General features: G+C 32.1%; 17 protein-coding genes. 8 read left to right on the top strand and 9 right to left on the bottom strand.

Features of this window, described 5'->3' with window-relative positions:
• The first annotated feature begins 73 nt into the window (after positions 1 to 73).
• Complete coding sequence (locus tag V6255_RS08960) at positions 74 to 1,117, top strand: alkene reductase (RefSeq protein ID WP_341627837.1); 1,044 nt, start codon at positions 74 to 76, stop codon at positions 1,115 to 1,117.
• Between the two features lie 266 nt (positions 1,118 to 1,383).
• On the opposite strand, the gene V6255_RS08955 is transcribed toward V6255_RS08960, so the two are convergent.
• A complete protein-coding gene (locus V6255_RS08955) occupies positions 1,384 to 2,100 on the bottom strand; it encodes a metal-dependent hydrolase (protein ID WP_341627836.1) in 717 nt (238 codons plus the stop codon).
• 258 nt (positions 2,101 to 2,358) lie between these two features.
• Between V6255_RS08955 and V6255_RS08950 the strand changes: the two genes are divergently transcribed.
• Positions 2,359 to 3,036: a glutathione S-transferase family protein gene (locus V6255_RS08950; RefSeq protein ID WP_341627835.1), complete on the top strand. Its 678-nt coding sequence runs from the start codon at positions 2,359 to 2,361 to the stop codon at positions 3,034 to 3,036.
• A 25-nt stretch (positions 3,037 to 3,061) separates the two neighbouring features.
• Positions 3,062 to 3,922 carry a glutathione-dependent disulfide-bond oxidoreductase gene (yghU, locus tag V6255_RS08945; protein ID WP_341627834.1) on the top strand — a complete coding sequence of 287 codons (861 nt, stop codon included), beginning with the start codon at positions 3,062 to 3,064 and terminating at the stop codon, positions 3,920 to 3,922.
• A gap of 136 nt (positions 3,923 to 4,058) precedes the next feature.
• Here yghU and V6255_RS08940 read toward each other — a convergent pair whose 3' ends face one another.
• From V6255_RS08940 to V6255_RS08920, 5 genes are all read right to left on the bottom strand, one after another.
• Positions 4,059 to 5,771, bottom strand: coding sequence for a bifunctional metallophosphatase/5'-nucleotidase (locus tag V6255_RS08940; protein WP_341627833.1), 1,713 nt, complete (start codon positions 5,769 to 5,771; stop codon positions 4,059 to 4,061).
• A 580-nt stretch (positions 5,772 to 6,351) separates the two neighbouring features.
• Positions 6,352 to 6,900, bottom strand: coding sequence for a carboxymuconolactone decarboxylase family protein (locus V6255_RS08935; RefSeq protein WP_341627832.1), 549 nt, complete (start codon positions 6,898 to 6,900; stop codon positions 6,352 to 6,354).
• Between the two features lie 540 nt (positions 6,901 to 7,440).
• On the bottom strand, positions 7,441 to 8,031 hold the full coding sequence (locus V6255_RS08930) for a TetR/AcrR family transcriptional regulator (RefSeq protein ID WP_341627831.1): 591 nt from the start codon (positions 8,029 to 8,031) through the stop codon (positions 7,441 to 7,443).
• A 273-nt stretch (positions 8,032 to 8,304) separates the two neighbouring features.
• Positions 8,305 to 8,691, bottom strand: a complete 387-nt coding sequence (locus tag V6255_RS08925; RefSeq protein ID WP_341627830.1) for a hypothetical protein — start codon at positions 8,689 to 8,691, stop codon at positions 8,305 to 8,307.
• Between the two features lie 10 nt (positions 8,692 to 8,701).
• Positions 8,702 to 9,637: a DUF808 domain-containing protein gene (locus tag V6255_RS08920; RefSeq protein ID WP_341627829.1), complete on the bottom strand. Its 936-nt coding sequence runs from the start codon at positions 9,635 to 9,637 to the stop codon at positions 8,702 to 8,704.
• 347 nt (positions 9,638 to 9,984) lie between these two features.
• On the opposite strand from V6255_RS08920, the gene V6255_RS08915 reads away from it, so the two are divergent.
• Together V6255_RS08915 and V6255_RS08910 are read left to right on the top strand one after the other, a co-directional pair.
• A complete protein-coding gene (locus tag V6255_RS08915) occupies positions 9,985 to 11,664 on the top strand; it encodes an alkaline phosphatase D family protein (RefSeq protein WP_341627828.1) in 1,680 nt (559 codons plus the stop codon).
• Between the two features lie 596 nt (positions 11,665 to 12,260).
• The gene (locus tag V6255_RS08910; RefSeq protein WP_341627827.1) at positions 12,261 to 14,336 is read left to right on the top strand and encodes a bifunctional diguanylate cyclase/phosphodiesterase; all 2,076 of its coding nucleotides are present in this window, start codon (positions 12,261 to 12,263) and stop codon (positions 14,334 to 14,336) included.
• Positions 14,337 to 14,508: 172 nt separating this feature from the next.
• Here the strand turns inward: V6255_RS08910 and V6255_RS08905 are convergent, their stop codons facing one another.
• A complete protein-coding gene (locus tag V6255_RS08905; protein WP_341627826.1) occupies positions 14,509 to 14,802 on the bottom strand; it encodes a hypothetical protein in 294 nt (97 codons plus the stop codon).
• Positions 14,803 to 14,945: 143 nt separating this feature from the next.
• Between V6255_RS08905 and V6255_RS08900 the strand changes: the two genes are divergently transcribed.
• The 3 genes from V6255_RS08900 to V6255_RS08890 all read left to right on the top strand — a co-directional run bounded on the left by V6255_RS08900 (position 14,946) and on the right by V6255_RS08890 (position 16,619).
• A complete protein-coding gene (locus tag V6255_RS08900) occupies positions 14,946 to 15,398 on the top strand; it encodes a DUF4174 domain-containing protein (protein WP_341627825.1) in 453 nt (150 codons plus the stop codon).
• 69 nt (positions 15,399 to 15,467) lie between these two features.
• On the top strand, positions 15,468 to 15,884 hold the full coding sequence (locus V6255_RS08895) for a group II truncated hemoglobin (RefSeq protein WP_425355919.1): 417 nt from the start codon (positions 15,468 to 15,470) through the stop codon (positions 15,882 to 15,884).
• Between the two features lie 87 nt (positions 15,885 to 15,971).
• A complete protein-coding gene (locus V6255_RS08890) occupies positions 15,972 to 16,619 on the top strand; it encodes an MOSC domain-containing protein (protein ID WP_341627823.1) in 648 nt (215 codons plus the stop codon).
• Between the two features lie 1,897 nt (positions 16,620 to 18,516).
• Here the strand turns inward: V6255_RS08890 and V6255_RS08885 are convergent.
• A complete protein-coding gene (locus V6255_RS08885; protein WP_341627822.1) occupies positions 18,517 to 22,446 on the bottom strand; it encodes a translocation/assembly module TamB domain-containing protein in 3,930 nt (1,309 codons plus the stop codon).
• Positions 22,443 to 24,161 carry an autotransporter assembly complex family protein gene (locus tag V6255_RS08880; RefSeq protein WP_341627821.1) on the bottom strand — a complete coding sequence of 573 codons (1,719 nt, stop codon included), beginning with the start codon at positions 24,159 to 24,161 and terminating at the stop codon, positions 22,443 to 22,445. Before V6255_RS08880 ends, V6255_RS08885 begins: the two co-directional genes overlap by 4 nt.
• Positions 24,162 to 24,165 lie beyond the last annotated feature (4 nt).

Here is a 24,165-nt window from a genome sequence, read left to right as displayed (position 1 = left end):
TCAGTTGCATAAATACAAGCCGATTGAAGTACGATAAAGCAAGTTGATTTTCTACCAATCAAGGATTTATAAAATGACTAACGCATTACTTTCTCCATTCAAATTGAATGACACAATTACCCTTAATAATCGTATATTAATGGCGCCTTTAACTCGTTGTATGAGCGATGAAGATTTAGTACCGACACAGGCATCTGTAGACTATTATGCACGCCGTGCTGATACAGGATTAATCATTTCTGAAGCAACCATTATTAGACCTGATGGCCAAGGTTATCCGAATACACCTGGGTTATTTACACAAAAACAAATACAAGGTTGGAAAAAAGTAACTGAAGCTGTTCATGCAAAAAAGGGGAAAATATTTGCACAACTTTGGCATGTAGGGCGTGTTGCACATCCTCATTTTTTTGATGGGGACGTACTAGCACCATCGGCTATTGGTGTTGAAGGTTCAGTGCCGCGTATGCGTGAATTAACTTATATTACGCCTAAACCAGCAACATTGGATGATATTAAATCATTAATCGCTGATTTTGCAAAAGCGGCAGAAAACGCAATCGAAGCAGGGTTTGACGGCGTAGAAATTCACGGTGCAAATGGCTACTTAATTGATCAGTTCTTACATAATGCAGCGAATGAGCGTACTGACCAATACGGGCAAACACCTGAAAACATGGCTCGTTTTGCATTAGAGATTGTTGATGCAGTTACTGCAGCGGTGGGTAATGATCGTACGTCAATAAGATTATCACCGGGTGCTTATTTTAACATGACCGAAGACGCTCGAGATAAAGCAGTATTTGACTTCCTATTACCACAATTAGCAGATAGAAAACTTGCCTATGTTCATGGTGGTATTTTTGATGACAGTATGCAATTCGATACATTAGAAGGTAAAACGACATCTGAATATTTACGTGCTAATTACACGGGGACACTAGTGGGTGTTGGTAGTTATAGCTATGACAGTGCAAAAGTAGCAATTGAAGCAGATAAATTTGATTTAATTGCGATTGGACGTCCTATTATTGCTAACCCGGACTACATTAGTAAAGTAACAAGCGGTGGTACACTGCTTGAATACAGTGATGAGATGCTGACTGAGCTAGTTTAAAGACTCAGCGTGTTCACTTATATTGGTGTCTGATACATACTGGTTAAATTTGAAGGGTTATAAGCTTTTATGAGTCTATAAAAGCTTATATAGATAATGACTTAGCTTATTCAAACAAGGCGGTTAAGTCTCAATAAGCCAGATCAGCGCCAATAATTAAAAAAGCGAATCGAATTTGATTCGCTTTTTTGTTGCTTACCGTTTTATTGTTTCAAGTGTTTATTCTGATGTTTCGTCATATAAATTCTTATCTACATTTTTAAGACTCAAACTGTAAAGTTGAGAGCATACAATTTAAACTTAGACCAATCACTTAATGCAATGATAACTTCGTTTGTGGGTGGAGCAATATAAACTAATCCAGCAATCGATATTATGGTTATCAAGGTTAACAATTTATTATTAAAGTCCGCTAATTTTAATGCCGTTCCAAAAGATCGTTTAATTCTAATATTGCTTAAATCGACACTATACATTTCATCTAATAATAGATGCACCAAGCCGCCAAATAAAATAAATCCACCAGAAAGCCAAGCAAAAGTGGCTGATGTTAATGTTTCTTGTTCACTGAGTTGCCACGTTATTTGTGTCGTTAATAGTGCCGAAAACAATAGAAAGAACAATGAATGACAACTGCCGCGATGCACTGTTATCTTTTCAAAGATAGGTCTCACTATGTATCTCATAAAACAATAAACCATCAAAGGCAGCAGAATAATTTCAATGAAGCTAATTTGGAGCAGTAAGTTAGTGGTAAGAAAACTGAGTACGATGAGAACAGCACTTAACGCGAACAAATTAAAAATCATATCTAATGACGTAGAATTATCAGAATCAATATCAGGTAGTAGGCCACCCATGGTGCCTAAAAACCATAACCAAAGTGCACTGTTAAGGTCAATATGTTCTGCGGACAATAAAGTCGCTGAGCCAAGCCCGGTGGTAATGATGGCTGTATTGAGGTGAACGTTAAAATTTGCCATTGTTTCTCTTTTAGAAAGTAATAAGGTGGCATTCTAACAATTGCAAAGAGGGCACTTCAATGTTTACTGTTAGTTAAGCTACTAATAAACTTTTTTCTTATTTTATTTTGCCAATTAAACAAATCCATTAATAAAAACGACTAATAAAAAATCATCATAGAAGCACAATAATTCAATTTCCGAAGTTTATTTAAAAACTTACTTGAACGATCGTTACTTTCGTGTTTGAATAAGTGTTCAATCAACAAGGAGTGTCACATGATCAAATTTTATTTTCACCATACACCTAACCCAATGAAAATTGCTCTTTTCCTAGAAGAAACAGGTCTTCCTTTTGAACTCATTCCGTTAGACACTCTAAAAGGTGAACAACATACACCTGAATATCGTGCAATTAATCCAAATGCTAAAGCTCCTGCGATTGTTGATGGCGAGACACGAGTATTCGATTCGAATGCGATTCTTATGTACCTTTCTGAAAAAACAGGAGAATTAGCTGGTAAGCCTGAAGATCGTGCTGAAATGCTATCTTGGTTAATGTTTATCGCATCAGGTCTTGGTCCATACTCTGGCCAATCAGTTCATTTTAGACATGCAGCTCCTGCTAACTTAGACTATGCAGTGAATCGTTACTTACGTGAAGCACAACGTCATTATGAAGTGTTAGACACACATCTTGAAGGACGTGAATTTATTGTTGGTGATTCATACTCTATTGCTGATGTTTCAGCTTGGGGCTGGATAGATAAAGCACCGGTTGTATTAGGTGAAGAAGGTTTGACACCTTATCCAAATCTACAACGTTGGTTTGATAGCATTAATGGCCGCCCAGCAGTTGAACGTGCTCGCAATATAGGCCAAGATATAACTTTCAAGAAAGAGTTTGATGAAGAAGCAAAACGTGCATTCTTCCCATCTAACTACCCTAAAGTTTAACTTTTTATTTGCGTAAGGAATTAAAATGACTGAGCAATATGTACCACCTAAAGTATGGGTTCACGATACCAATGGCGGGAACAAATGGGCAAGTATTAATAGACCTGTTTCTGGTTCAACACATGATAAAGAATTACCTGTTGGTGAACACGATTTACAACTTTACTCTCTTGGTACGCCTAATGGCCAAAAAGTAACGATCCTTTTAGAAGAGTTATTAGCAGCAGGCGTTAAAGAAGCTGAATATGATGCTTACTTGATTAATATTGGTGAAGGCAATCAATTTTCGTCTGGGTTCGTTGGTGTTAATCCAAATTCAAAAATTCCTGCTTTAGTCGATAAATCGGGTGATGAAGATGTTAATGTATTTGAATCTGCATCGATCCTTGTTCATTTAGCTGAAAAATTTGGTCATTTTTTGCCTGAAAAAGGAGCTGCTCGTACAACAACATTCAACTGGTTGTTCTGGGCGCAAGGTTCTGCTCCATTTTTAGGCGGTGGTTTTGGTCATTTTTATGCTTATGCAGATGAAAAATTCGAATACCCAATCAATCGTTTTGCAATGGAAGCCAAACGTCAGTTGGATGTTTTAGATAAACAGTTAGCTAAAAATACGTTTGTTGCCGGTGATGAATTCAGTATTGCAGATATCGCTATATGGCCTTGGTACGGAAATTTAGTACTTGGTAAATTATATGATGCAGCAGAGTTCTTACAAGTCGATACTTACACAAACGTAGTTCGTTGGGCTAAATTACTTGAGCAACGTGAAGGTGTTCAACGTGGACGTATTGTAAACCGTTCTTTCGGTGAAGAGTGGGAACAAGCACCAGAGCGCCACTGTGCTGCCGATATCGATGTGGTATTAGCGAAGAATCCAAAATAAGTTAAAGTTTAATAGAAATAACTAAAAGCCAAGTAAGTATTATTCCTACTTGGCTTCTTTATATATTATATGATTACAATGTATAACATCCAATATGTGTTGCTTATTTACGATAATCTTTAATTTATTATTATCTTCAAACTTTAAGGATCAAGTTATTTGGAATGTTTTTTATAAAATATATAAAACAATCTGCCATTGAATGTTGAGTAATAACACCTTCATCTTCCATCATTGTTATTGCATCATAACCTTCTTTTCCTTTCATTGTATAAGCCGAAGAGCTCCCGTAATATACTGTTTCATCATCAATACTTTGCCAACGATTATCTTTCGTATAAATACTAAGTTCAACAATACGTTTACCAATAGGGTGGTCACCATGATAATTAAACTTCAGGTTATGTGTATAAGGGTAGCTTCCTGAACCGCTTCCAATCACACCATTATTTGTAGCGTTATTAATGGCGCCTTCTAAAGCCTGAGCAATATATTTTCCTTTAAGACGATAAACACCAATGGGAACAACGAAGGGAAGTAACTTACCCGCAATATCTGCCACAGTAATATTGCCACTGTTTAGTGAGGTTCTCACACCGCCTGCATTATGTATTGCAAAGTCTATTTGATGACCATTATGATTCATCATATGTACAAATGATTCGGCAACTAAAGGTGCTATTTCACTGCCTCCTTTAAGATCCGGTATGCGAATGTGCCGCATATCTTCAGTTATAGTTGCAATGACTGTTTTTTGAAGTTGCCGTACTTTTGGAATATATTTATCCAATAGCAAACTTTGTAATTGAGGATCTTTTTTGCATACTATTACATTGTCATGTTGGGCTAGATAAAGTCTAGCTTTCTCATAGTATTGATCATCGTGAGTCGTTAGTAAGGTTTTATCAACACATAGTCGTCTGCCAATAAGAAGTTCATTTTTACCATTGAAAGTACTGACTGACCCATCTGCATTAAAATCAATTTCGCAATGCCCTAATGCTTGTGAATGACAACCAGCTTGAACAATATAGGTATCATTGATTCTTAGGCCATATTCAGACTCTTTTTTAATCCCTAAGTCTGTAAAGTCTCCTTGCAGGACATGTGTATGACCACCGACGATTAAACTAATGCCATCTACTTTATTGGCTAATTCACGATCACCTTCAAACCCTAGGTGGCTAATTAATATTATTTTGTTAATACCTGTTTTTTGAATTGATTTAACGGTATTTATGGCGGTATTAAAAGCGTCTACAAAAGGGGTGTCTATATCTACATTTGCAATATCTGCCATTTTATCGATTGAAAGCCCAAAGATGGCAACAGGTTCATTATCTACAATACGTGTCATCCAACGTGCAGTTTGTTCGTGTGACTGATAAGAAAATAAGTTTGAACGACCATTTAACTGATGTGATTTAGTGTTAAGTTCTTTAGATAAATCCCAGTTACCAGCTAATAAAGGAAATTTTATTCGATCTAGAAAAGTCGCAACAGGTTCATTACCCATATCTAATTCATGATTACCAATGGTCATCAAATCAATGCCTAATGCATTGAGCATATCCGAATTAGCTTTACCTTTGAACAACGAAAAAAATAAGGTACCTTGAAAACAATCTCCAGCATGTACAAATATAAACTCTCGATTATTTTGTATAGCAATAGACTTAAGTTGTTTAACTCTTGTCGCAATGCGCGAAAATCCACCATTACTAACATAAGGAGATAGATTTATTCCATCAATATTAAGCTGTAATTGTAACGGTTGGGGTTCAAAGTAAGAGTGTGTATCATTTATATGTGCCAATGTTATTTTCACTGGCTTATTATTTTTTATCATAAACCTTCAATTTTTTCTTTTATTAAATCGTTTCTTTAATAATTATTTCAAACAATTAACTTGATTGTAAGACTTTAAAAGTGACTGTATACCTGTTAAATATATTCATTAAGTTAACATATAGTGGCGGCCGATACAGGTCATTATTTATTAAAAAAATATTTTATCAATACGATGCAATACTGTGTTGATGTTAAATCATATGAAAATAGTAATGAAATTGATCTATGTGATTTTAATAGACTAATTTGAAAGGTTAACATTATATACCCGTTACCTTTCAATGTGCTTTGTTCAGTCATTCGCTTGGATTCGACATGAAGCAAAATATGATGGCAATATCGAGTCCTCATCGAAGATTACAACGCAGAGTTAGTTTTCAAGCTAACGATCCAGAGGGGAAGCAGTGAGTTTGCACCTTGAATGGTAATGGGTATAAGTAGGCTTATAGAAATATTACCTGGTAAAATGTAACCTAACTTTTAGGCAATTTAAAAATATAAAAAAGGGCGGTTGTTAATATTAACAACCACCCTAAAACAATATTTTTGCAGGACTCAATCAGCATCAATATTAATAATTATTTTTTCCAAGCAAACGATTCAAACATTGGGTCAACAGGTGTTTGAGCTACATGGTTTACATAGTTACTGATCACTTTTTGAGATAAACCTAGAATAACTTCAAGTACTTGTTGTTGGCCATAACCAGCCGCAAAGAATGCTTCCATTTCTTTTGCAGGAACATTACCACGCTCACGAACCATGCTTAATGTGAAGTCTTTTAAGGCTTGTAGTTTAGCTGTAGGTAAAGCCGTGTCATTACGTAATGCTTCTGTGATAGCAGGGTCTACTTTCATTGAATGTGCAATACCTGTATGTGCAGGAACACAATAGTGACATTCATGCTCCACATTAATTGTTTGCCATACAACTGTTAATTCTTCAGCATTAAAAGATGTATTAGTAAAATGTTCATGAAGTTGAGTATAGGCTTTTAAAATACTTGGAGATTCAGCCATTGTTCCAAAAAGGTTTGGTACAACACCCATCTGTTTTACTGCGCCTTCAAGAATCTGTTTACTACCTTCAGGAGCCGTTTCTACTGTATGGATTTTAAATTCGCTCATTATTTACTCTCTCTAGTTTAGTAATGAAATGAGAAGCTCTTTCTCATTAAGTGAATCTACTATAACTAATCATGAACGTTTGTTCAAGTTATTTTGGAACATTCGTTCAATTAAGGTTTTAATTATTTTTAATATATAAAGTTGTATTTTTTATATAAAACAAAATTAGAATATTCGAAAAAATATCAAACAGCTAAACGGTTAGAATTAATGAAAAGCATTCGTTTAATTATTACTTTAAAGGTATTTAAATAGACACTTACAAACTTAGATATTAACAACTAAACAATAATACCAATGGAATTAAATAAGTGATCAGAGATTGCGCAGGAAAAATTAACACTAATAAGGCGTGAGTTGTAGGAGATAGTTGTTCTCACTTCAAAACTCACAACGCAGTTAGGGGTAATTTTAACCAGCAAGAATGATCACCTTATTAATTCTTTTGGTATAACTAGAGGGGGCAAAAGCTCGGTTCATTGAAGAAACGAGCAATAAGCTAAATTAGATAAGGTTGTTTTTTGAAAATAAAACAGTAGATTAATGAAAAGGTGAGCCTATGAAGATTTCATCAACAAATTTATTAATCGTCTCTTTATTACTATTAACTCGGGCATAAGTACGTAAACCAATGATTTGTACTTGTATATAACTGGCGAGTTCTGATGCATCTTTATCAGAATCTATCTCACCTTGTCCCATCGCTTCAGTTATGATTTCAGAGAACTTATTTTCTACGTTAGCAAGTAGTCTTTTTGCTTCATCTAATAATTCTTTATTATCAGTTTCTGTTAGTTCAGATATCGACTTAACAATCATGCACATACAACTCGGCTTACCATCCAAGTTATCAATAACAAGTTTTCTGATAAATAATTTAAGCCCTGTCAGAGGACTCTCAGATTGCGCTAAGCATGTTTGTAATAATTCACCCGTTTGGTCTGCATAATAATTGATAGATTCTTTAAACAAATTATCTTTACTACCAAAAGTAGCGTAAATACTGCCAGGTCGAAGATCGATTGCAGTCTGTAAATTACGCATAGAAGTACCGTGATAGCCCTTATTCCAATATAAATTAGTGGCTTTATCGATGACTTCTTCACGATTGAATTTTGCAACTTTACTCATCTGTTTATCTTAATAGTTTTAATGGAACACTCGTTCATTATACAGAAAGAACTTATAGATACTATGGTCTCTTTTATTTTGCATAGCATTTTTTGATTCTTATAGAGGCAATATTGTTGACTACATCTTAATAATAGGTTGGATAAACAAGTTAAGATAATTTCTGGACAAAGGTCATTTTTGTACAAACACCTTCGAATAAAAACTTTCGCTGATGCTAATAACATTAAGGGATGATTGACGATAGTAGTCGTTGATAAAAGATAAACACAGTTATTGTTTGTCTTCCTCTTTAACAATACGTCTATTGTCCCTTTTAGTAGTGAATGCACTTGGCATGACTTCAACGCCAACTAATCTTCCTAGCTTAATGATCACTGGTATTGTGATAGGTGCAAAAGGTAATACAGCGAATACACCTAACCCTATGCCTTTTAATACATCGACAAACTGCTCGTTAGCTATTTTCATTTCTTCTTTAGAAGCTTGACCTTGTGTATATTTTTTATATATTACTAACATCTCTTTAGTTTCTTGTTTCTCTTGGGCTAAGGCCAATTTTAGCTTGAGCATCGTTCGTTTTGCTTTTAACTTTGTAGAAAGCCTTTTAATACGATAAACACGTATTGGGGCTCGATGAAACTTTCGTAAGGTCTTCATTATTTACTCATTATTTTTTCAACGACAAAAGTAAATTTGAAGCTAATGTTACTGATAAAAAACACAAAAGACCGGCAGACATTCCAACTAATCCAGTTAAAATGGTCGGTGTAATGTATTCAAGTAAAGCCCCCATATTTAAAAAGGGCTGTTCTATATGGTGTATAAAATCTGTTACTAAAGGAACATTGTGAACAATGATTCCTCCTCCTACTAAAAACATAGCGATAGTGCCTACAATCACTAGGAATTTCATTAATAATGGTGCTGCATTTATGAGAAACTCACCCATTATATTTTTAAATTTATTATTGTTTTGTTGCGCGGAAGAGATTAAATATAAGCCTAAGTCGTCTAGCTTTACAATAATCGCAACCAAACCATATACAAAGATGGTTAAGGCAATAGCAATGGTAGATAACACTAATATTTGAGTTAAAAAGCTTGCTTGAGGTATCGTACCTAAAGCGATAACCACAATTTCTGCGGATAATATAAAGTCAGTTCGAATAGCACCTTTTATTTTACTATGCTCTAAGTCAACTAAATCAATACCTTGATTTGCATTCGCTTCTTTACGCGCTTGTTTAGCTTGTTGATTTTCATGTCTTGAAAACAAGGAATGTATTATTTTTTCAGTTCCTTCAAAGCATAAATATATTCCCCCAATGACTAACAAAACAGTAATGGCAGTCGGTAAAAAAGCACTTAATATTAATGCAATAGGGACTATAATCGCTTTATTTAAAAAAGACCCTTTAGCAACGGCCCAGACTACTGGTATTTCTCGTTCCGCTCGAACGCCAGAGACTTGCTGCGCGTTTAATGCTAAATCATCGCCCAATACACCTGCTGTTTTTTTAGCTGCCACTTTACTCATTAGTGCAACGTCATCTAATACAACGACGATATCGTCTAGTAACGTTAATAAGCTTAAACCTGCCATATTTGTTAATCCTAATTAAAAGGGAGCCTAAAATAGTTGGTTGAATGATGTCATCTTTATGAAAAGTAGGAAGCATGCAATAGGTGCAGTCTACCGTTTATACCTCCAAACAAATAGGCTTATTAATAAATTAGCTAACCCACAAGTCTTACTTCATAAAAGTACAATAAAACATTAATATACAATGACTTATATTGATTTTATTAATTTTAAATAAAATATATTTTTGAGTTGCAACTCAGTTTAAATACTTAAAATGCAATTTAAATATAAAATAAATAACAAGTCGTATATTCTAATCTTATTTAATTATCTTCTATTAACGAATATTTTATAAGGACTTAAAGATGAGTAAATTAGCTAACCCAGATAACTTTGAATCAATGCAATCTAAACTAAGTTCAGCTTCTTTCGTCGGCCATGTAGCAACTACTGAAGCAAATATATGGGTTCGAGTTTATAGAGAAGGTGATTGGCGACTTTTTATATCAGACATCCCCCTCGATATTGACCCTTATAGCATTCAACCTTCTGATCCTATATTTAGTAGCAACTCATCAGTAAAGTACCAAGACAAATACATCTCTTCTGACACTGGACAAACACATACGTTCAAGTTTGAACATTTACTCGCAGGTCAAAAATATTATTATTATTTAATGGCTGTTGGTGAACTCCATTCTTCAATAGATCGAAAAATAGAGTTAGGTATACGTACTTCTTATATATTTAAGACTGATCTTGTTGATTACCCGAAATTTTCATTTGGCTTTTATAGTTGCCATGATCCCTTCGGACATCGATCTTTTTCAGAAGGTTTATGGCCACATTTTGATGAACAATTAAGTGAACGGAATGCAAGTTTTGTGATCGGCGGAGGGGATCAAATGTACTGTGATACGCATGGCCGCTATAAACAATCTAGTCACCAGCAAAATAAGCCTCAAATAGAAGATTTATGGGATTGGTTAGCTAAACATAAAAAAACATTAGCATCTGCATTTAATATAAATGAAACCAATAATGATTCGATTGATGAAAATGGCATAAAACAATATCTTAAACAGCTTTATCGTACTTATTATAGAATTTATTGGAATACACCTGCGATGTTAGAAACTTTTAGGAAATTCCCTCAATATATGATTTGGGATGACCATGAAATTATGGACGGTTGGGGGTCATTAACGAAATCAGAAAGAGCAAATAAACTAGACCATATTTTCCAATGGGATAATCATGAACTAAATGAAAAAATTTGCCAACTAGCTTTCAAAGCGGCAAGTGAAGTGTATTTAGAATTCCAACACGACCATAACCCTAGCACGCCTTCTAACCAATGGGATTATAGTTTTATAAAAGGCGAAACAGGATTTTATGTGCTCGATATGCGAGGCCATCATGATGTTGAAAATAATGATGGCGAACGCTTATTAGGCAAACAGCAAATGGCTAGATTAGTCGCTTGGTTAAAAAGACCAGAAACGATGTCACTTAAAGCCGTTTTTATCGTATCACCAGTGCCTGTTGTACATTGGAACGACAAAATAATGAATAGTATCGATTTATTATTGGCTGTAGGCGGTACAAAAGATGATGCTCAAGATGAGTGGGGTAACGATACGAATATCGCTGAACGAAATATTTTATTAGAACATTTAGGTACTTTTTCACATAAAAATACAATACCAGTTACTTTATTGAGTGGTGATGTACATTGTGCAAGTGCTTTTAAAATTCATCTTAAAGATAAGCCTAATGCGAGGTTAATGAATATTACTTCAAGTGGTATTTCCAGAAAGCCTGCCCCTGGGTTCCTAGATAAATTAATTGAAGGTGATGGGCCATTATATAAACACGAGAATGCATTAGTAGAAACAGTGTTTAGTTTAACAGGTAAAAATAATTTTTTAATAATCAACGTCGATACAGAAATTACACCTTGTCGGATAAGTGTAACGATGAACTTTGGTGAACCTGTTGATGATTTCATTAAACAAAAAGTGTTTTTTATAAATGAACAATAAGACATTTTTATGATGTCATAGTACAAAACAAGATAGGGGCATGTAGTAAAGTAAATTGCAAAAAAATGCTACAACTGTTGTTATCAATAACAAGATAAATGATTTTTAGTCTCTAATAAAATGATGTCTCTGTTTATCTTGTTTGAGTTAAACGTCATTTTATTTAAACTGTAGATACTTATTATCTGAACCTAAGAAACGTATATTGAATATGTTTTTTTTATTATCGAACGGTAAAAATTCTTTTAATATATTATATCAAACCTTCCAATAAATCATAATTGGAAGGTTTTCTACAATATTTCAAATTAAGTATTTCAACTAACCACTCAATATAGACAAATGTCATGATTAACCAATATGTTAAATAAGGTAAAGTCTGTAGTGGCATAGTTAATCTTCATCTACATTACTATTTTTCTAAAGTGAGAATAAATAGAAATGCAAAAACTCCCATGTAAGTATCTTTTTGACATTAAAAATATCTTAGTTTATGTATATTGATAAATATGTTACTTTAAAAATATTATTTTATGGCAGCTGCTTAGGTATGGATCCATCTTAGAGTTTATTGAATTATTGCAAAAGGATTGGCTGTGTTCTCAGATAAAAATGTTAAAGTCATTATTGGTTTATTCTGCTTATCTATCATGGCATTTTTATCACATCGTTTGGGCATAGTGGACACCTCATATCCCATTTTAATTAACACTAATGAAAAGCCTAAAATTCTAATAAATAGTATATACGTTGATGCAAATGTAGATGATAAACAGGGTATATCGATACAATGTAAATTAACAAAACAAGAAGGATACAACTTTTGTGGTATTGGTATCCCATTGACTGATGGAACCAGAAATAATGGTTTAGACTTAACTAAATTCAATAGGTTAGGTGCAATAATTAAATACACAACACCTTCTGATAAAGCCAAATTAAAAATTACATTTAGAAATTTTAATGATACCTATTCTAACTTAACCGATACTGTATCACTCAAGTTTAATAGTATTTCGTATAATCCTAGCTTACATGAACTGCCTGTCGTAATCCCTTTCGATGCATTACAAGTCGATAATTGGTGGGTCGAGCAATATAAGGTTGGCTTTAGTGACAGCCAAGTCGAATTATCAAACGTTTCATATTTAGAAATATTAACCGATGGTATGCACACACTTGGTGACTATCATATTGAAATACAGTGTATTGTTTTATATGGTCAACTCATAACAGAAGCCAATTTACTTAAACTTATATTATTAATTTGGTTAATCACTGTTATATTCCTAGTCACTTTTCAGCATAACATTTTAAAACGTATGTCAATTACAGACTCTTTAACGGGATTATTTAACCGCCAAGGCATAAGTAATTGGACTAATAAAAAAATTTCATCCCGTGTTAATCGTCAAAAACTATACATGTTTTATTTAGACTTAGACGACTTCAAAAAAGTAAATGATACCTATGGCCATAAAGTAGGAGACCAATTACTTAAAGGATTTTCCCAACATATTCAGAACTATTTAGACTGTATTGAAAATATTCAATATTCATTTGCTAGATTATCTGGAGATGAATTTGCATTAGTTATTTTAGGCTTAAAAGAAGGCCAAATAAAAAACTTTGCCGCCAGTTTACTGTGTGTTTGGGAATCACCTATTTTGCTTGAAGAACATGAGCCCTATGCACGAGCAAGTTTAGGTATTGCACATTTAAGTGAAGAGATTAATACATTTGATGAGTTATTAGCAAGAGCTGACTCAGCAATGTACTATGCAAAAAAAGATGGGAAAAATCGTTTTAAGATCTTTAACCAAACAGTATCTCAAGATATCTTTTTTCGTAAACAAACAGCTGAAAAAATCAAAAATGCCATCATACAAGATAAATTTTATTTAAATTTCATGCCAATATTTGATGCTAAAAGTTTGAATATGGTCAGTGTTGAAGTGTTGTTACGGGCTAACGATCAGACATTACAATCTATCGGCCCCGAAGTGTTCATTCCAATAGCAGAAGAATATAACTTAATAAAAAACATAGACTTATGGGTTATTGAAGCAACTTTTAAGCAAATAAAAAGTGAGTTCTCTTTATTAAATTTAATACCTTTAATCTTCTGTATTAATATTTCATCAGTAGAATTACATAACCCTAACTTTGTTAAGAAATTAACAGAGTTGTTAGAATTATATCAAATAAAGCCTCAACAAATTGAACTAGAAGTCACTGAAACTAGTTTAGTAGAAGCTGATTTAATGAGTGTCTCAACACTTCAAGAAATTAATGCGTTAGGTATTAATCTTACATTAGATGATTTTGGCACTGGATATACAGCATTTTCTCAGTTGATAAACTATCCCGTGAGTTGTTTAAAAATAGATAAAACTTTTATTGATAACTTAAATTCAGCAGACAAAACTAAGTCAACGATGATTAAAGCTATTCTTTCGATCGCAGAGTCATATAAATTAAAAACAGTAGGAGAGGGTGTTGAATATTATGAGCAATATTCATTTTTGTTAGAACAAGGCTGTGACATGATCCAAGGTTATTTTTTCTGTAAACCTTTATCTTGGGAAAATTTAAAAAAATCATTAAACGATCCTAATCAACAAAAATTACGACAAGAAAAAATCATTAATCTTAGTAAACATTCTATTTAGTAGTAAATATCGCCATTACATTATTTTTCGAATTTATAATTATATTCGTATTACCATAGCCGATATAATAAGTAACAATGAAAGAAAAGGGCACATCCGCAATCATTTTGGTGATAGTTTTGGATATGCAAATTAAGATAAACTCTATTCTTTAGCTGATTATTAAAATAATTTACCAAAGAACTATAGTAAATAATGGGCTATGAATTTTTTCAACTTTGATTATTGTATTTGAAGATCTTTGTTTTACATTTTGATGCTTCTGTTCTACTACTCGATGAATAACTTTTTTATGCGTAACTTGTTTTTTATTATTTTGTTGATGGTTATTTGAATTTTTATGAGTGCTCTTTGAATGATTATTTGAGTGATTGTGTGAATGATTATAGTTATTTGCATTAGCTTGTGACGTGAAAGTAAAGCTTAGTACTAATATTGATGCTACTAATGTTAATTTATTTTTCATTTGTATTTCCTCACTTTTAAATTATTATTTAAGATTTCGTTTCAATGAGTACACTATAGAAGTGAAATATGTAGTAAGTTTGAAGACATTATGGAGGTTTATCTTTTTATTTTATGATAATTAATTGCTCGGGTGTGATATTTATGTTGAAAACTGAAGCGCGACCTGTGAAATATGTAATGTTAATAATGAGTTTCTTGCTTTCTACAGTTGTTTACTCTGGCCAGGACGAACTTCAAAATATTAATCAATTACGTTGGGAAAATAGAATCATATTAATTTATTCAACTGGTAAAGATAACGATATTGTAAATATAAGGTTATTTACTAAATATGAAGAAAAAATAAATGAACGTGACCTCGTCTGGTTTATCATCAAAGAGTCAGAAGTAATAACAAATTATTCAAATACGCTATCAAATGAATTTCTAAGTAATACTAAAAATAGATTTCCAATCGAAGGAGATAAAGCACTACTGATCGGTAAAGATGGTCATATAAAAGCTAAAGGTGCTGAGCTTAATTTGAATTTCATTTTCAGAGAGGTTGATAGCATGCCGATGAGACAACAAGAAATCAAAAATAGCGTCCAGTAGAAATTAATATTCTGAATAAGAAAATAAATAGCGATTGATATATTTTAAAAATACTTACTTACAAGGTAAATGATGGAATCTAACAATGTAGGATACGGAATAGGTGATAGCTCTTATAAAATGGCGGGCGAATTACCCGGCATTATAAAACTTGTGAATGAATTTTATGACAATATGGATACGCTATCAAAAGCAAAAAATATAAGAAGTATGCATTCTACAGACTTATCAGATTCTAAAAAAAAGTTATCTTATTTTTTATCAGGTTGGTTAGGTGGACCTAAATTATATACGAAGCACTATGGAAGCATTAATATTCCTATGGCACATAAACATTTAAAAGTAGGTATTGAAGAGAGTGAAGCATGGCTATTATGCATGAAAAAATCTGTCGATAATCAACCTTACGAAAAGGCTTTTAAACTTTACTTAATGGATCAGTTAAGCGTGCCTGCAGAAAGAATTAGAATGATTTCCAACCAATAAATTAAAAGGGTGGTTTGATACTTAAACTATTTTATTTAATGATTTTATTTTTCTCTTTTGCATCTTTATTCTCACACGGTATTTAAAATGAAAATAGTTTCCACTAACATTTCAAAAGTAAAAACAATATTTCATAATAATAAAGAAATTAAAACTGGTATTTTTAAATCACCAACCTCGAATGAAGTTGTTATTACTAAGACTAATATCATTGGCGATCAACAAGCCGACCTTATTAACCATGGTGGAGAACATAAAGCAGTTTATGCTTTTTCATCTGCTCATTATGAATATTGGATAAAAGAACTTAAAAATGAAAACATTTCATTTGGAATGTTCGGGGAAAATTTTACCATTTCTAATTTATCTGAGAAAGACATCTGTGTTGGAGATCAATTTAGGGTTGGCACTGCACTGCTTGAAGTGAGCCAACCAAGAGTACCTTGTTTCAAACTTGGTATCGCTTTCGATAATAAAAGTATCTTAAAACTTTTTACTCAACATTATTGTACCGGTGTTTATTTTCGAGTTATAGAATCTGGCGTAGCAAAAACAGGTGATCAAGTTGTTCTTGAAAAAGAAGCTTCACATAACATTTCAATTAGAACACTTTTTCAAGCTTACTTTGATAAGAGTTATATAGATTATAAAAGTGTCTTGTCTGAAGCTTATTCTTTAAAAGAACTTGCACCTGAATGGAAAGAGAAGATAAAAAAGAAACTCTCTTTAAATTAGATTTAATAATAAAGAATAAAAGAATAAAAATATTAAACTACTTAGTGAATTAAATTTACTTTTTAATAGGGCACTTAAAATTATATGTATTTTTAATTTAAAATTATTTTAATTCTTAAGTTACATTTATATTGTATTTTAACATTTAGTAATATTTTTAGAGCTTAATGGTAACCAGCTTTAATATTTATTGTATTTTAACATTTAGTAATATTTTTAGAGCTTAATGGTACCCAGCTTTAATATTTAAGATAGATTACCTTAATAAGTTTACAGATTTTAATGTACAGCGAACATTTTAAATTGAAAATAACGTTAATATCATGTGTAGCAAGGGATTCAGAGTGTTTTTATATAAAACGAATGAACTTAAATTGTCTTATATTGAGGTCTATAACGGTGAAAATATAGCTATTATTGATTTATTCACTGATAAATCCTGTTTTATTGGCTTGTTCGAGAGCCTGTAAAAACTATTTAATCGTTAATATTTTGAAATATGATTAAGTTTATCTATATAACTTAATAAATAAGCATTAGTAAATAGTCTGTTTAAGCGTTATAACTTTGTATTTAACGTAAAACCGCCGAATAAGGATAATAGTATATTATACATTTTATGTTAAATAGGATTATGTTCAATACGATAGGATATTTGAATAGATAGCGAATGAGTCTATCTACTTAAATATCCTATTTAACATAATATACATTATGCGCAGTTGTTGATATTGTTGTTTGAGTCGTTGTGAACTTAGTATTAGCTAATTTTAGCAGTTAAATAATTACACTACGTTTTCATTTATATTTACAAACTAATAAACTATTAACTTTGTGCTAAGAGATTTAATAGACACATATAATCTTGAAATTAGTTTTATTCATCAGCCTACTGAGTCATATTTATTTACTGTTGTTTGTTTTAAAAAATTAATTATTTAAAATAATATGTACGCCATTCTGAATAAAAAAATAACTATAAAATAATTTAAGTTATTACTATCGGATTTAGTTTTATTTTTTAATCTTCACTACGATTAATAATCTATAAATATAAAATACTTTATCAACACTAAATTAAATTATGTATTTATTTCCGATATAAAATTTTTAAGCTGATCTGTCTCTACATTATTTTATCATTTATAATTTTTACGTAGACTTTATTTTAATAAACAATATTATATTTTATTTAAGATAAATTAATTTTAGATTATGTATTCATACCCAACATTAGTTTTTAATTTAGTTAACCAGAATAAAATAATGCTCATGAACTTTTAAAACAATGAAACTTTATTTCTGTTTACTAGAATAAATATAAAATAATTAACGCTTAGTGTTATAAATTAAAAATACTAATAGAATAAATTATAATTATTTATATATACTTTGATTACTATCGGTAATAGAAATTATTAGTTTTCTATTAAAAAATAAATATTATTTATATACTAACAATAGAAAAGTTAATTAAATATAAGCCGTATTTTTAAATTTAATAGAAATATTGAATCTATTCATCAACATAGAATATTAATTTATTATCGTAAAATTATTGAATCTAAATGTTATTGATTTTTCTAGTATTATATTAAATAAAAGTTAAAACAATATAGACACCCTTTTATAATTTAAATTGGTATAAAATAAATTTTGCTGGATACTAAACTATTTTATGAATTGCTTTTTATTTCTATTAATAAAAAATCAATTCTATGAATAATAATATTGAGGCTTTAGTTTTAAAGGTATAGTTAACATATTCAATTGCTTATAGTAATATGGATATAATTAGCAATGATAGATTAGTCATTAATAATGGTAAGTAATAGAGATGAAAAACCTCATAAAAAGAAATAGAATTACTTTTATGAGGCAGAAAATAACGAAACTATTAATCCCAATCCCATTCATAGTAAGCATCAACTGCTTGGTATAACCCGCTTGATGCTTCTATGTAGAATTGTTTAAACAATTCATAACGAATAGCAAAAATGGTAAATGAATCAAAAACACCAACGCCATAACTTACTTCAACACCAGGTGCTATTTTTCCTTTAATACCTACAGATTGTTCACTACCTTGGCCACTTGACGTTAAAGACAAATCTTTAATTCCTACTTTGTCTCCGATATTATTTATGACACCATCTGTCTGCCCTGCTCCTAAATCTATTAAAATTGCAGCCAGTTGGCTGGAGTTACCATCAGCAGTAACATTTTCAATTGAATATCCACGGGTAATATACGAAAGTGCATTCTGCTGTGACATTGCAGGATCTGAGAATATCGTAAGCTGTATTTGATCTGGTGTGCCTGTTACACGTACGCCAGCCGTTACATTATCTTCAATATCCGTTGGATCTCGTATGGCTTCAATATTCAAATATGGGGAATCGGCTTGGCCTTGGAAAATAATTCGGCTATTTTGTAAAACTAATTCTTGAGACAAAGCACGATAGCTACCTTTAGAAAAAGATAACTCCCCATTAACAGTCAGTTCTTTGGTTAATTCTTTTCTTACTAATAAATCTCCATTGATATAAGAATCTAACCCTATTGCTTTAATATGTAACTTATCACCTAAAGATACTTTTACATTCATCTTCATTGGTAAATCAGCACTATCGGTTTGCTTTTCTGCATCGACTACAATGACATCTTTTGAAACATTAACCGCGCCTGCAGGTAACTCTTTAACAGTAATATTGCCTTTATCAACGTTAATAACACCTTCAATACTAATGTGTTTATCGTAAATTAAGTCTATATTGGGGCTAAGAAAAAGCTCTATTTTACCGTAATCTTCAATACGCATTTGATTTGCTTGAAGGTGTATTGTAGCTTTAAGTTCATCTACCCAATCGATCAAACCAGTAATATCAACACGCCCGTCAGTTTCTACTAGTTCTTTGTTTTCATTCGCTAAATTGGCGATACGTTGTGGAATACTCACCGTACTAATCGCAGTATTTTTAAGTGAGATTAATTTATCTATAAATGATTTTCGTTTTTTCTTTGTCTCTTTTTTACTGTTAGTAAAGAAAAAACCATTAACGGTTGCAGTGTTATTATCGATACTAATTTCAGTATTCAAATCAGAAATTTGGACTGGTGAGCTTGGTGCTTTCATTGAAACATCTGTAATTACTACTTGTCCTTTAACAGATGGTTTATCAAGTTGCCCACTAATACCCACATCTGCTTTAAGGTAACCTGCTAACTTATCTACTTGAGGAATAAGAGCAGAAAATGCATCAAAATTTGGTAATGATAAATCTAGATTAGCCTCAATTACTGGTGTCGCTTCATAGGGTTTTATTTGCCCTTTTAAATTGGCATTTAATAAACCATCTGATACAGCTTCTAAAATGAAATCAGCTTTTTCTTGATCTGTTTGCATTTCAATATGGAATGCTTCAACTGGATAATTTATTGGTTTTTGGGTATTCCCATCTGCCATTATATTAAGAGCAATGTCTTTGCCATCTACCGTGAGATCAATACTTGGTTTTTTATTTTTCGTCCATGCCACTTTAATACCAGCATCTAAAGCGCCTTCTAGTGAAAGTGTTTTAGGAATAAATGGCGATAATGTGGAAATTAAAAAGTCGTTAACATTAATGTTAATATTGCCATTATCACCAGCATTGAACTTATTAATACAAAGTTGGCCATTCTTGGCATTATTATCGTTAGTCGCAAACCAACAATGTTCCGTTAAATTGATGACTTCTTCTTCCATTGTCACCGTGAAAGACTTTTCTAAAACAAGTAATCCCTGCGTTGTTTTTATTAAGCCTTCATTGAGTTTTGCTTGCCAACTCTTTAATTCTTGAGTAAATAATATGTTTAAATCACTACTGGCTAGATCACTTTTTAATGCAATATTAACGTTATGCTCTACTTTTTTAGTTGATACATTTTCTGGATTGATAGAGACGGATAAAGATTCAATTTTTTGTTTATTGGCGACTATGTTTTTAGCATCAACATTTAAATCTGCAAAAGGAATATCAGCAATAGTTGCTTTTCCACTTAAACTTAAACGCTCAACATTGTTTTCTAAGTAACTAATATTAGAAGCCTCTAAACTAGTATTAACCTGCATCTTTTCTAAACTACCAGCTAGCGTTACTTTACCGATAATTTTTCCTGTTGTTTCTACGACAATTTTACTTAAATCTTGAATATTTAAGTCTAAAACAAGATCATTTTTTTCAGCTACTTTTCCGTTAACTTTAACATTATTATCACCATTAATGATGTTGAGATTGTTGACGTTAAACCCTGCTTTCTCATCTCCATTAACTGCGCCGTTAACCGTTAATGGCTTATTTAAAAATGAGCCTTTTAAATCAATGGTAGGGAAACTAAATGCCCATGCAGGTTTACTACTGTCATTTAATGGGACAGTAACTGATTGTTTAATGTGTCCATTAAGTGTTGCAGGGTAAGTATCACTAAGTTCTTTGAAGTCGAGATTATTAATATTTAAATCACCCAACCAAGTAATATTATTTACCCAATTAAGTTTTCCTGTTAATAATATTTTACCTTGTAGTGTGTTAATCAATAATTTTTTTAATGCCATAGACTGAAGATCACCCTGCCCTTGAAGACTTATATCTCCAGCAGGTAATTCAGGTAATGCATAATGAGTTTGAATATCTAACGTATAATTATTAAGATCTCCACTACTCGATACGTTACCTTTACTTGTTGTTACTTGTTCAGGACCGGTTAAAGGCCAAGTAAATTTGTCCCATTGAATAGTTAATTGATGTGGTAAATTCTCGCTATAGAGATCAACTTCATTATTAATTTTGGCGTTAATTAAATGACTTAATGTTATTTCAGAATGTAAGTCAGCTAAATCACCTTTACTTATTAATTTTATTTTTTGACCTTTTAATAAAGTGCTAGGTGCTAACTCTTTAACTTCTTTTACGTTAATAATGACTTCCATATCCATCGGGTAACGTTTGCTTAAATCAATATTACCTTTTATATCTACATTGGCTTCGGGTATATCTAATTTAAAGTTATCAATTTTCACTTCTGAACCAATAAAGGTAAATTTACTTTTTAAGTCGTTAATAACACTAATATTTTCTTTATTTTGAATTAGTTTAAAATCATTGATATTTAATTTATTGGCAATCAAATTAAATGGTAATACGACTTCAGGTAAGGTTTGATCAGTTAGAATTGCAGGAAAAGAAGTGATTGGGTTATTAAGGTTAGGCGTTGTTTTTTGTACTGTCGTAGGTTGATCTTCAACATCAGCTAATACAACCGTCAATCCACTTATACTCGTATTTAAGGTTAAATCGTGACCTTCTCCATCAGCAGTCAGTAATAATTTTTTTAAATCAATATCAATACCAGCAACATTGACATGAGTGTTATTAATATCAAGGTGTCTGATATGTACCGGGAGTGGAAACTCTAATATAAAAGGTTCACTTTCTTCTGCTGCTGGTTCATCACTTTGGGGAATATGAATGTTCGCATTGTTGACGGTTAGAGAATCAAGGCAGAACTCTTCTATTATACAACCCCAGTCAAACTGATAACTCACATTATTAAGCTCAATTAAAGTATCACCATCTTGCCAACGAATATTTTCATATATAGGCGAATAAAATAGGCTACCTTCCGTTAAACTAATATTTAAGCGTGGTTCAATTTTTTCTAATACACTGATAATAAGAGAATTACCTGTATGGGTATTTGTCAGCCAAATAACTAATACGACAAGAACAAAAAAAACAAATAATAAACGCTTTGTAAACTTAGCGAGTGATACAAAAAACCTCATAATTCAGGCCCAATCATTAAGTGAATTTTATAAGAGTCATCGGTATCCGTTAGTGGTTTTGCAATATAAAAACGAATGGGCCCGACAGGTGAAGCCCACACCACACCTGCTCCTGTACTCATTGATAATTCTTCAGAAAAATCATCGGTTGCTGTACCTACATCAGAAAAAACAGCAAACTTCCAATTTTGTGTAATAGGATAACGATATTCTAAACTTGTTGTAGCAAGATACTTACCGCCGATCAAATCATCGATAGAATCTCTGGGAGCAACCTCTTCAAAGTCATAACCTCGAATGCTTTGGTCTCCGCCAGTGAAAAAACGCATAGAAGAAGGGACATTAGTAATAGAGTCAGCAAAGATTGCCCCAGCTTCTGCCGATGCAACAAACTGATGTTCATTGTAAGTACGAATAATTTTAGCTTGAGCATAAACTTTAACAACATCATCTGTTGAAAATAAGCTCTCATTAGCAAATTCAACATAGGCTAACTGTTTATCACCCCAATCTACATTGATACCTCCTCGACTTCGAGTCCTACTAAAGCTAATGCCCGGCAGTATTAAAGCTGTAGAAAATACTTGTTGTCCTTGAATACCTGACTCTTTATCGTAGCGAATATAAATAGTGCGTAACCAATTATTATCTAACAACCAATGCCGATTGAAGCTAAGAACATATTGGTCTGTATCCGTATCGTTTTGGTCAAGCATCTTATAACCACCTTGAATAGAAAAATAGTTATTGATTGGATCTTCAATGGGAATTTTATAGGTAATTGAAGCTTCTTGTTTTGGAACTGATGCAATTATATTAGCATCGATTGAATGACCATATTGATTTACCCATGGTCTAAACCAACGAAATTTACCACGAATACCTTCATCAGTACTAAATCCTAAACCGGTATTAAATGAGTCTTCAGGGCGCATGTAAGTAATAACATGTAATGGAATTAATCGACCTTGTTGTTTTTCCATATTCGGTAAAATAGTAATACTTTTAAAATAACCGGTTTGATTTAAACTTTGGTTAAATGCATTTAATGTTGCCGTATCAAATGGATCGTTAACTTTAAAATTAAGCAATGAGCGAATATATTTTTCGGCTGGGGTATCTATATCGAATATTAGTTCACCAAATTGGTAACGGATACCACTATCAAACCATAAATGAATGATGGCAGTATTGTCTTTTTGTGTCACTTCAACAGAAGACTTTGTATAGACGGAATCAAAATAACCATAACGTTGAGCTAGGCTTTTGAAACGACTTTTAGCTGATTCATATTCTCCATGATCTAAAAATTGCCCCTCTTTTATTGGAAAATCAAGTAACAATGCTTGGAAATTACGATCATCTAACGCTTCACCTGTTAGCTTCAAATCAACCTTTATGATGGTGGTTCTCGGACCTAAATTAACATCTAGCGTTACAACTTGTTTAGTCTCTTCACCACTAATAGAGGTTGTTATTTTTGATTGATAAAAACCTAAAGCAACTAAGCTTTCTTTACTGGTAATAATGACTTCATTTAAATAATTCTCATTATCTGCATTATCAGGTGCAGACAGACCACTGAGATAAACGTTTAAGTTGGCGATCGCTTTTTCATTATCTGTACCTTTTATAGCATAGCTAATGGCAGCAGTAACACTAAAAGACGCACATGTTAGTACACAGCAAATACAAATTCTATAAAGTTTATTCATTAAC

This window comes from Psychromonas arctica (assembly GCF_038155225.1).
Taxonomy (GTDB): domain Bacteria; phylum Pseudomonadota; class Gammaproteobacteria; order Enterobacterales; family Psychromonadaceae; genus Psychromonas; species Psychromonas arctica_B.
The sequence above is the reverse complement of the archived record's forward strand: the minus strand, read 5'-3'. Positions and strand labels throughout refer to the sequence as shown.

What these genes read in the sequence shown, in the direction of transcription:
- V6255_RS08955 (WP_341627836.1), bottom strand. Translation starts at nt 2,100, where the DNA reads ATGGCAAATTTTAACGTTCACCTCAATACAGCCATCATTACCACCGGG.
- V6255_RS08900 (WP_341627825.1), top strand. Translation starts at nt 14,946, where the DNA reads ATGTTGAAAACTGAAGCGCGACCTGTGAAATATGTAATGTTAATAATG.
- V6255_RS08930 (WP_341627831.1), bottom strand. Translation starts at nt 8,031, where the DNA reads ATGAGTAAAGTTGCAAAATTCAATCGTGAAGAAGTCATCGATAAAGCC.
- V6255_RS08925 (WP_341627830.1), bottom strand. Translation starts at nt 8,691, where the DNA reads ATGAAGACCTTACGAAAGTTTCATCGAGCCCCAATACGTGTTTATCGT.
- V6255_RS08890 (WP_341627823.1), top strand. Translation starts at nt 15,972, where the DNA reads ATGAAAATAGTTTCCACTAACATTTCAAAAGTAAAAACAATATTTCAT.
- V6255_RS08935 (WP_341627832.1), bottom strand. Translation starts at nt 6,900, where the DNA reads ATGAGCGAATTTAAAATCCATACAGTAGAAACGGCTCCTGAAGGTAGT.
- V6255_RS08905 (WP_341627826.1), bottom strand. Translation starts at nt 14,802, where the DNA reads ATGAAAAATAAATTAACATTAGTAGCATCAATATTAGTACTAAGCTTT.
- V6255_RS08880 (WP_341627821.1), bottom strand. Translation starts at nt 24,161, where the DNA reads ATGAATAAACTTTATAGAATTTGTATTTGCTGTGTACTAACATGTGCG.
- V6255_RS08960 (WP_341627837.1), top strand. Translation starts at nt 74, where the DNA reads ATGACTAACGCATTACTTTCTCCATTCAAATTGAATGACACAATTACC.
- V6255_RS08915 (WP_341627828.1), top strand. Translation starts at nt 9,985, where the DNA reads ATGAGTAAATTAGCTAACCCAGATAACTTTGAATCAATGCAATCTAAA.
- yghU (WP_341627834.1), top strand. Translation starts at nt 3,062, where the DNA reads ATGACTGAGCAATATGTACCACCTAAAGTATGGGTTCACGATACCAAT.
- V6255_RS08885 (WP_341627822.1), bottom strand. Translation starts at nt 22,446, where the DNA reads ATGAGGTTTTTTGTATCACTCGCTAAGTTTACAAAGCGTTTATTATTT.
- V6255_RS08895 (WP_425355919.1), top strand. Translation starts at nt 15,468, where the DNA reads ATGATGGAATCTAACAATGTAGGATACGGAATAGGTGATAGCTCTTAT.
- V6255_RS08950 (WP_341627835.1), top strand. Translation starts at nt 2,359, where the DNA reads ATGATCAAATTTTATTTTCACCATACACCTAACCCAATGAAAATTGCT.
- V6255_RS08940 (WP_341627833.1), bottom strand. Translation starts at nt 5,771, where the DNA reads ATGATAAAAAATAATAAGCCAGTGAAAATAACATTGGCACATATAAAT.
- V6255_RS08920 (WP_341627829.1), bottom strand. Translation starts at nt 9,637, where the DNA reads ATGGCAGGTTTAAGCTTATTAACGTTACTAGACGATATCGTCGTTGTA.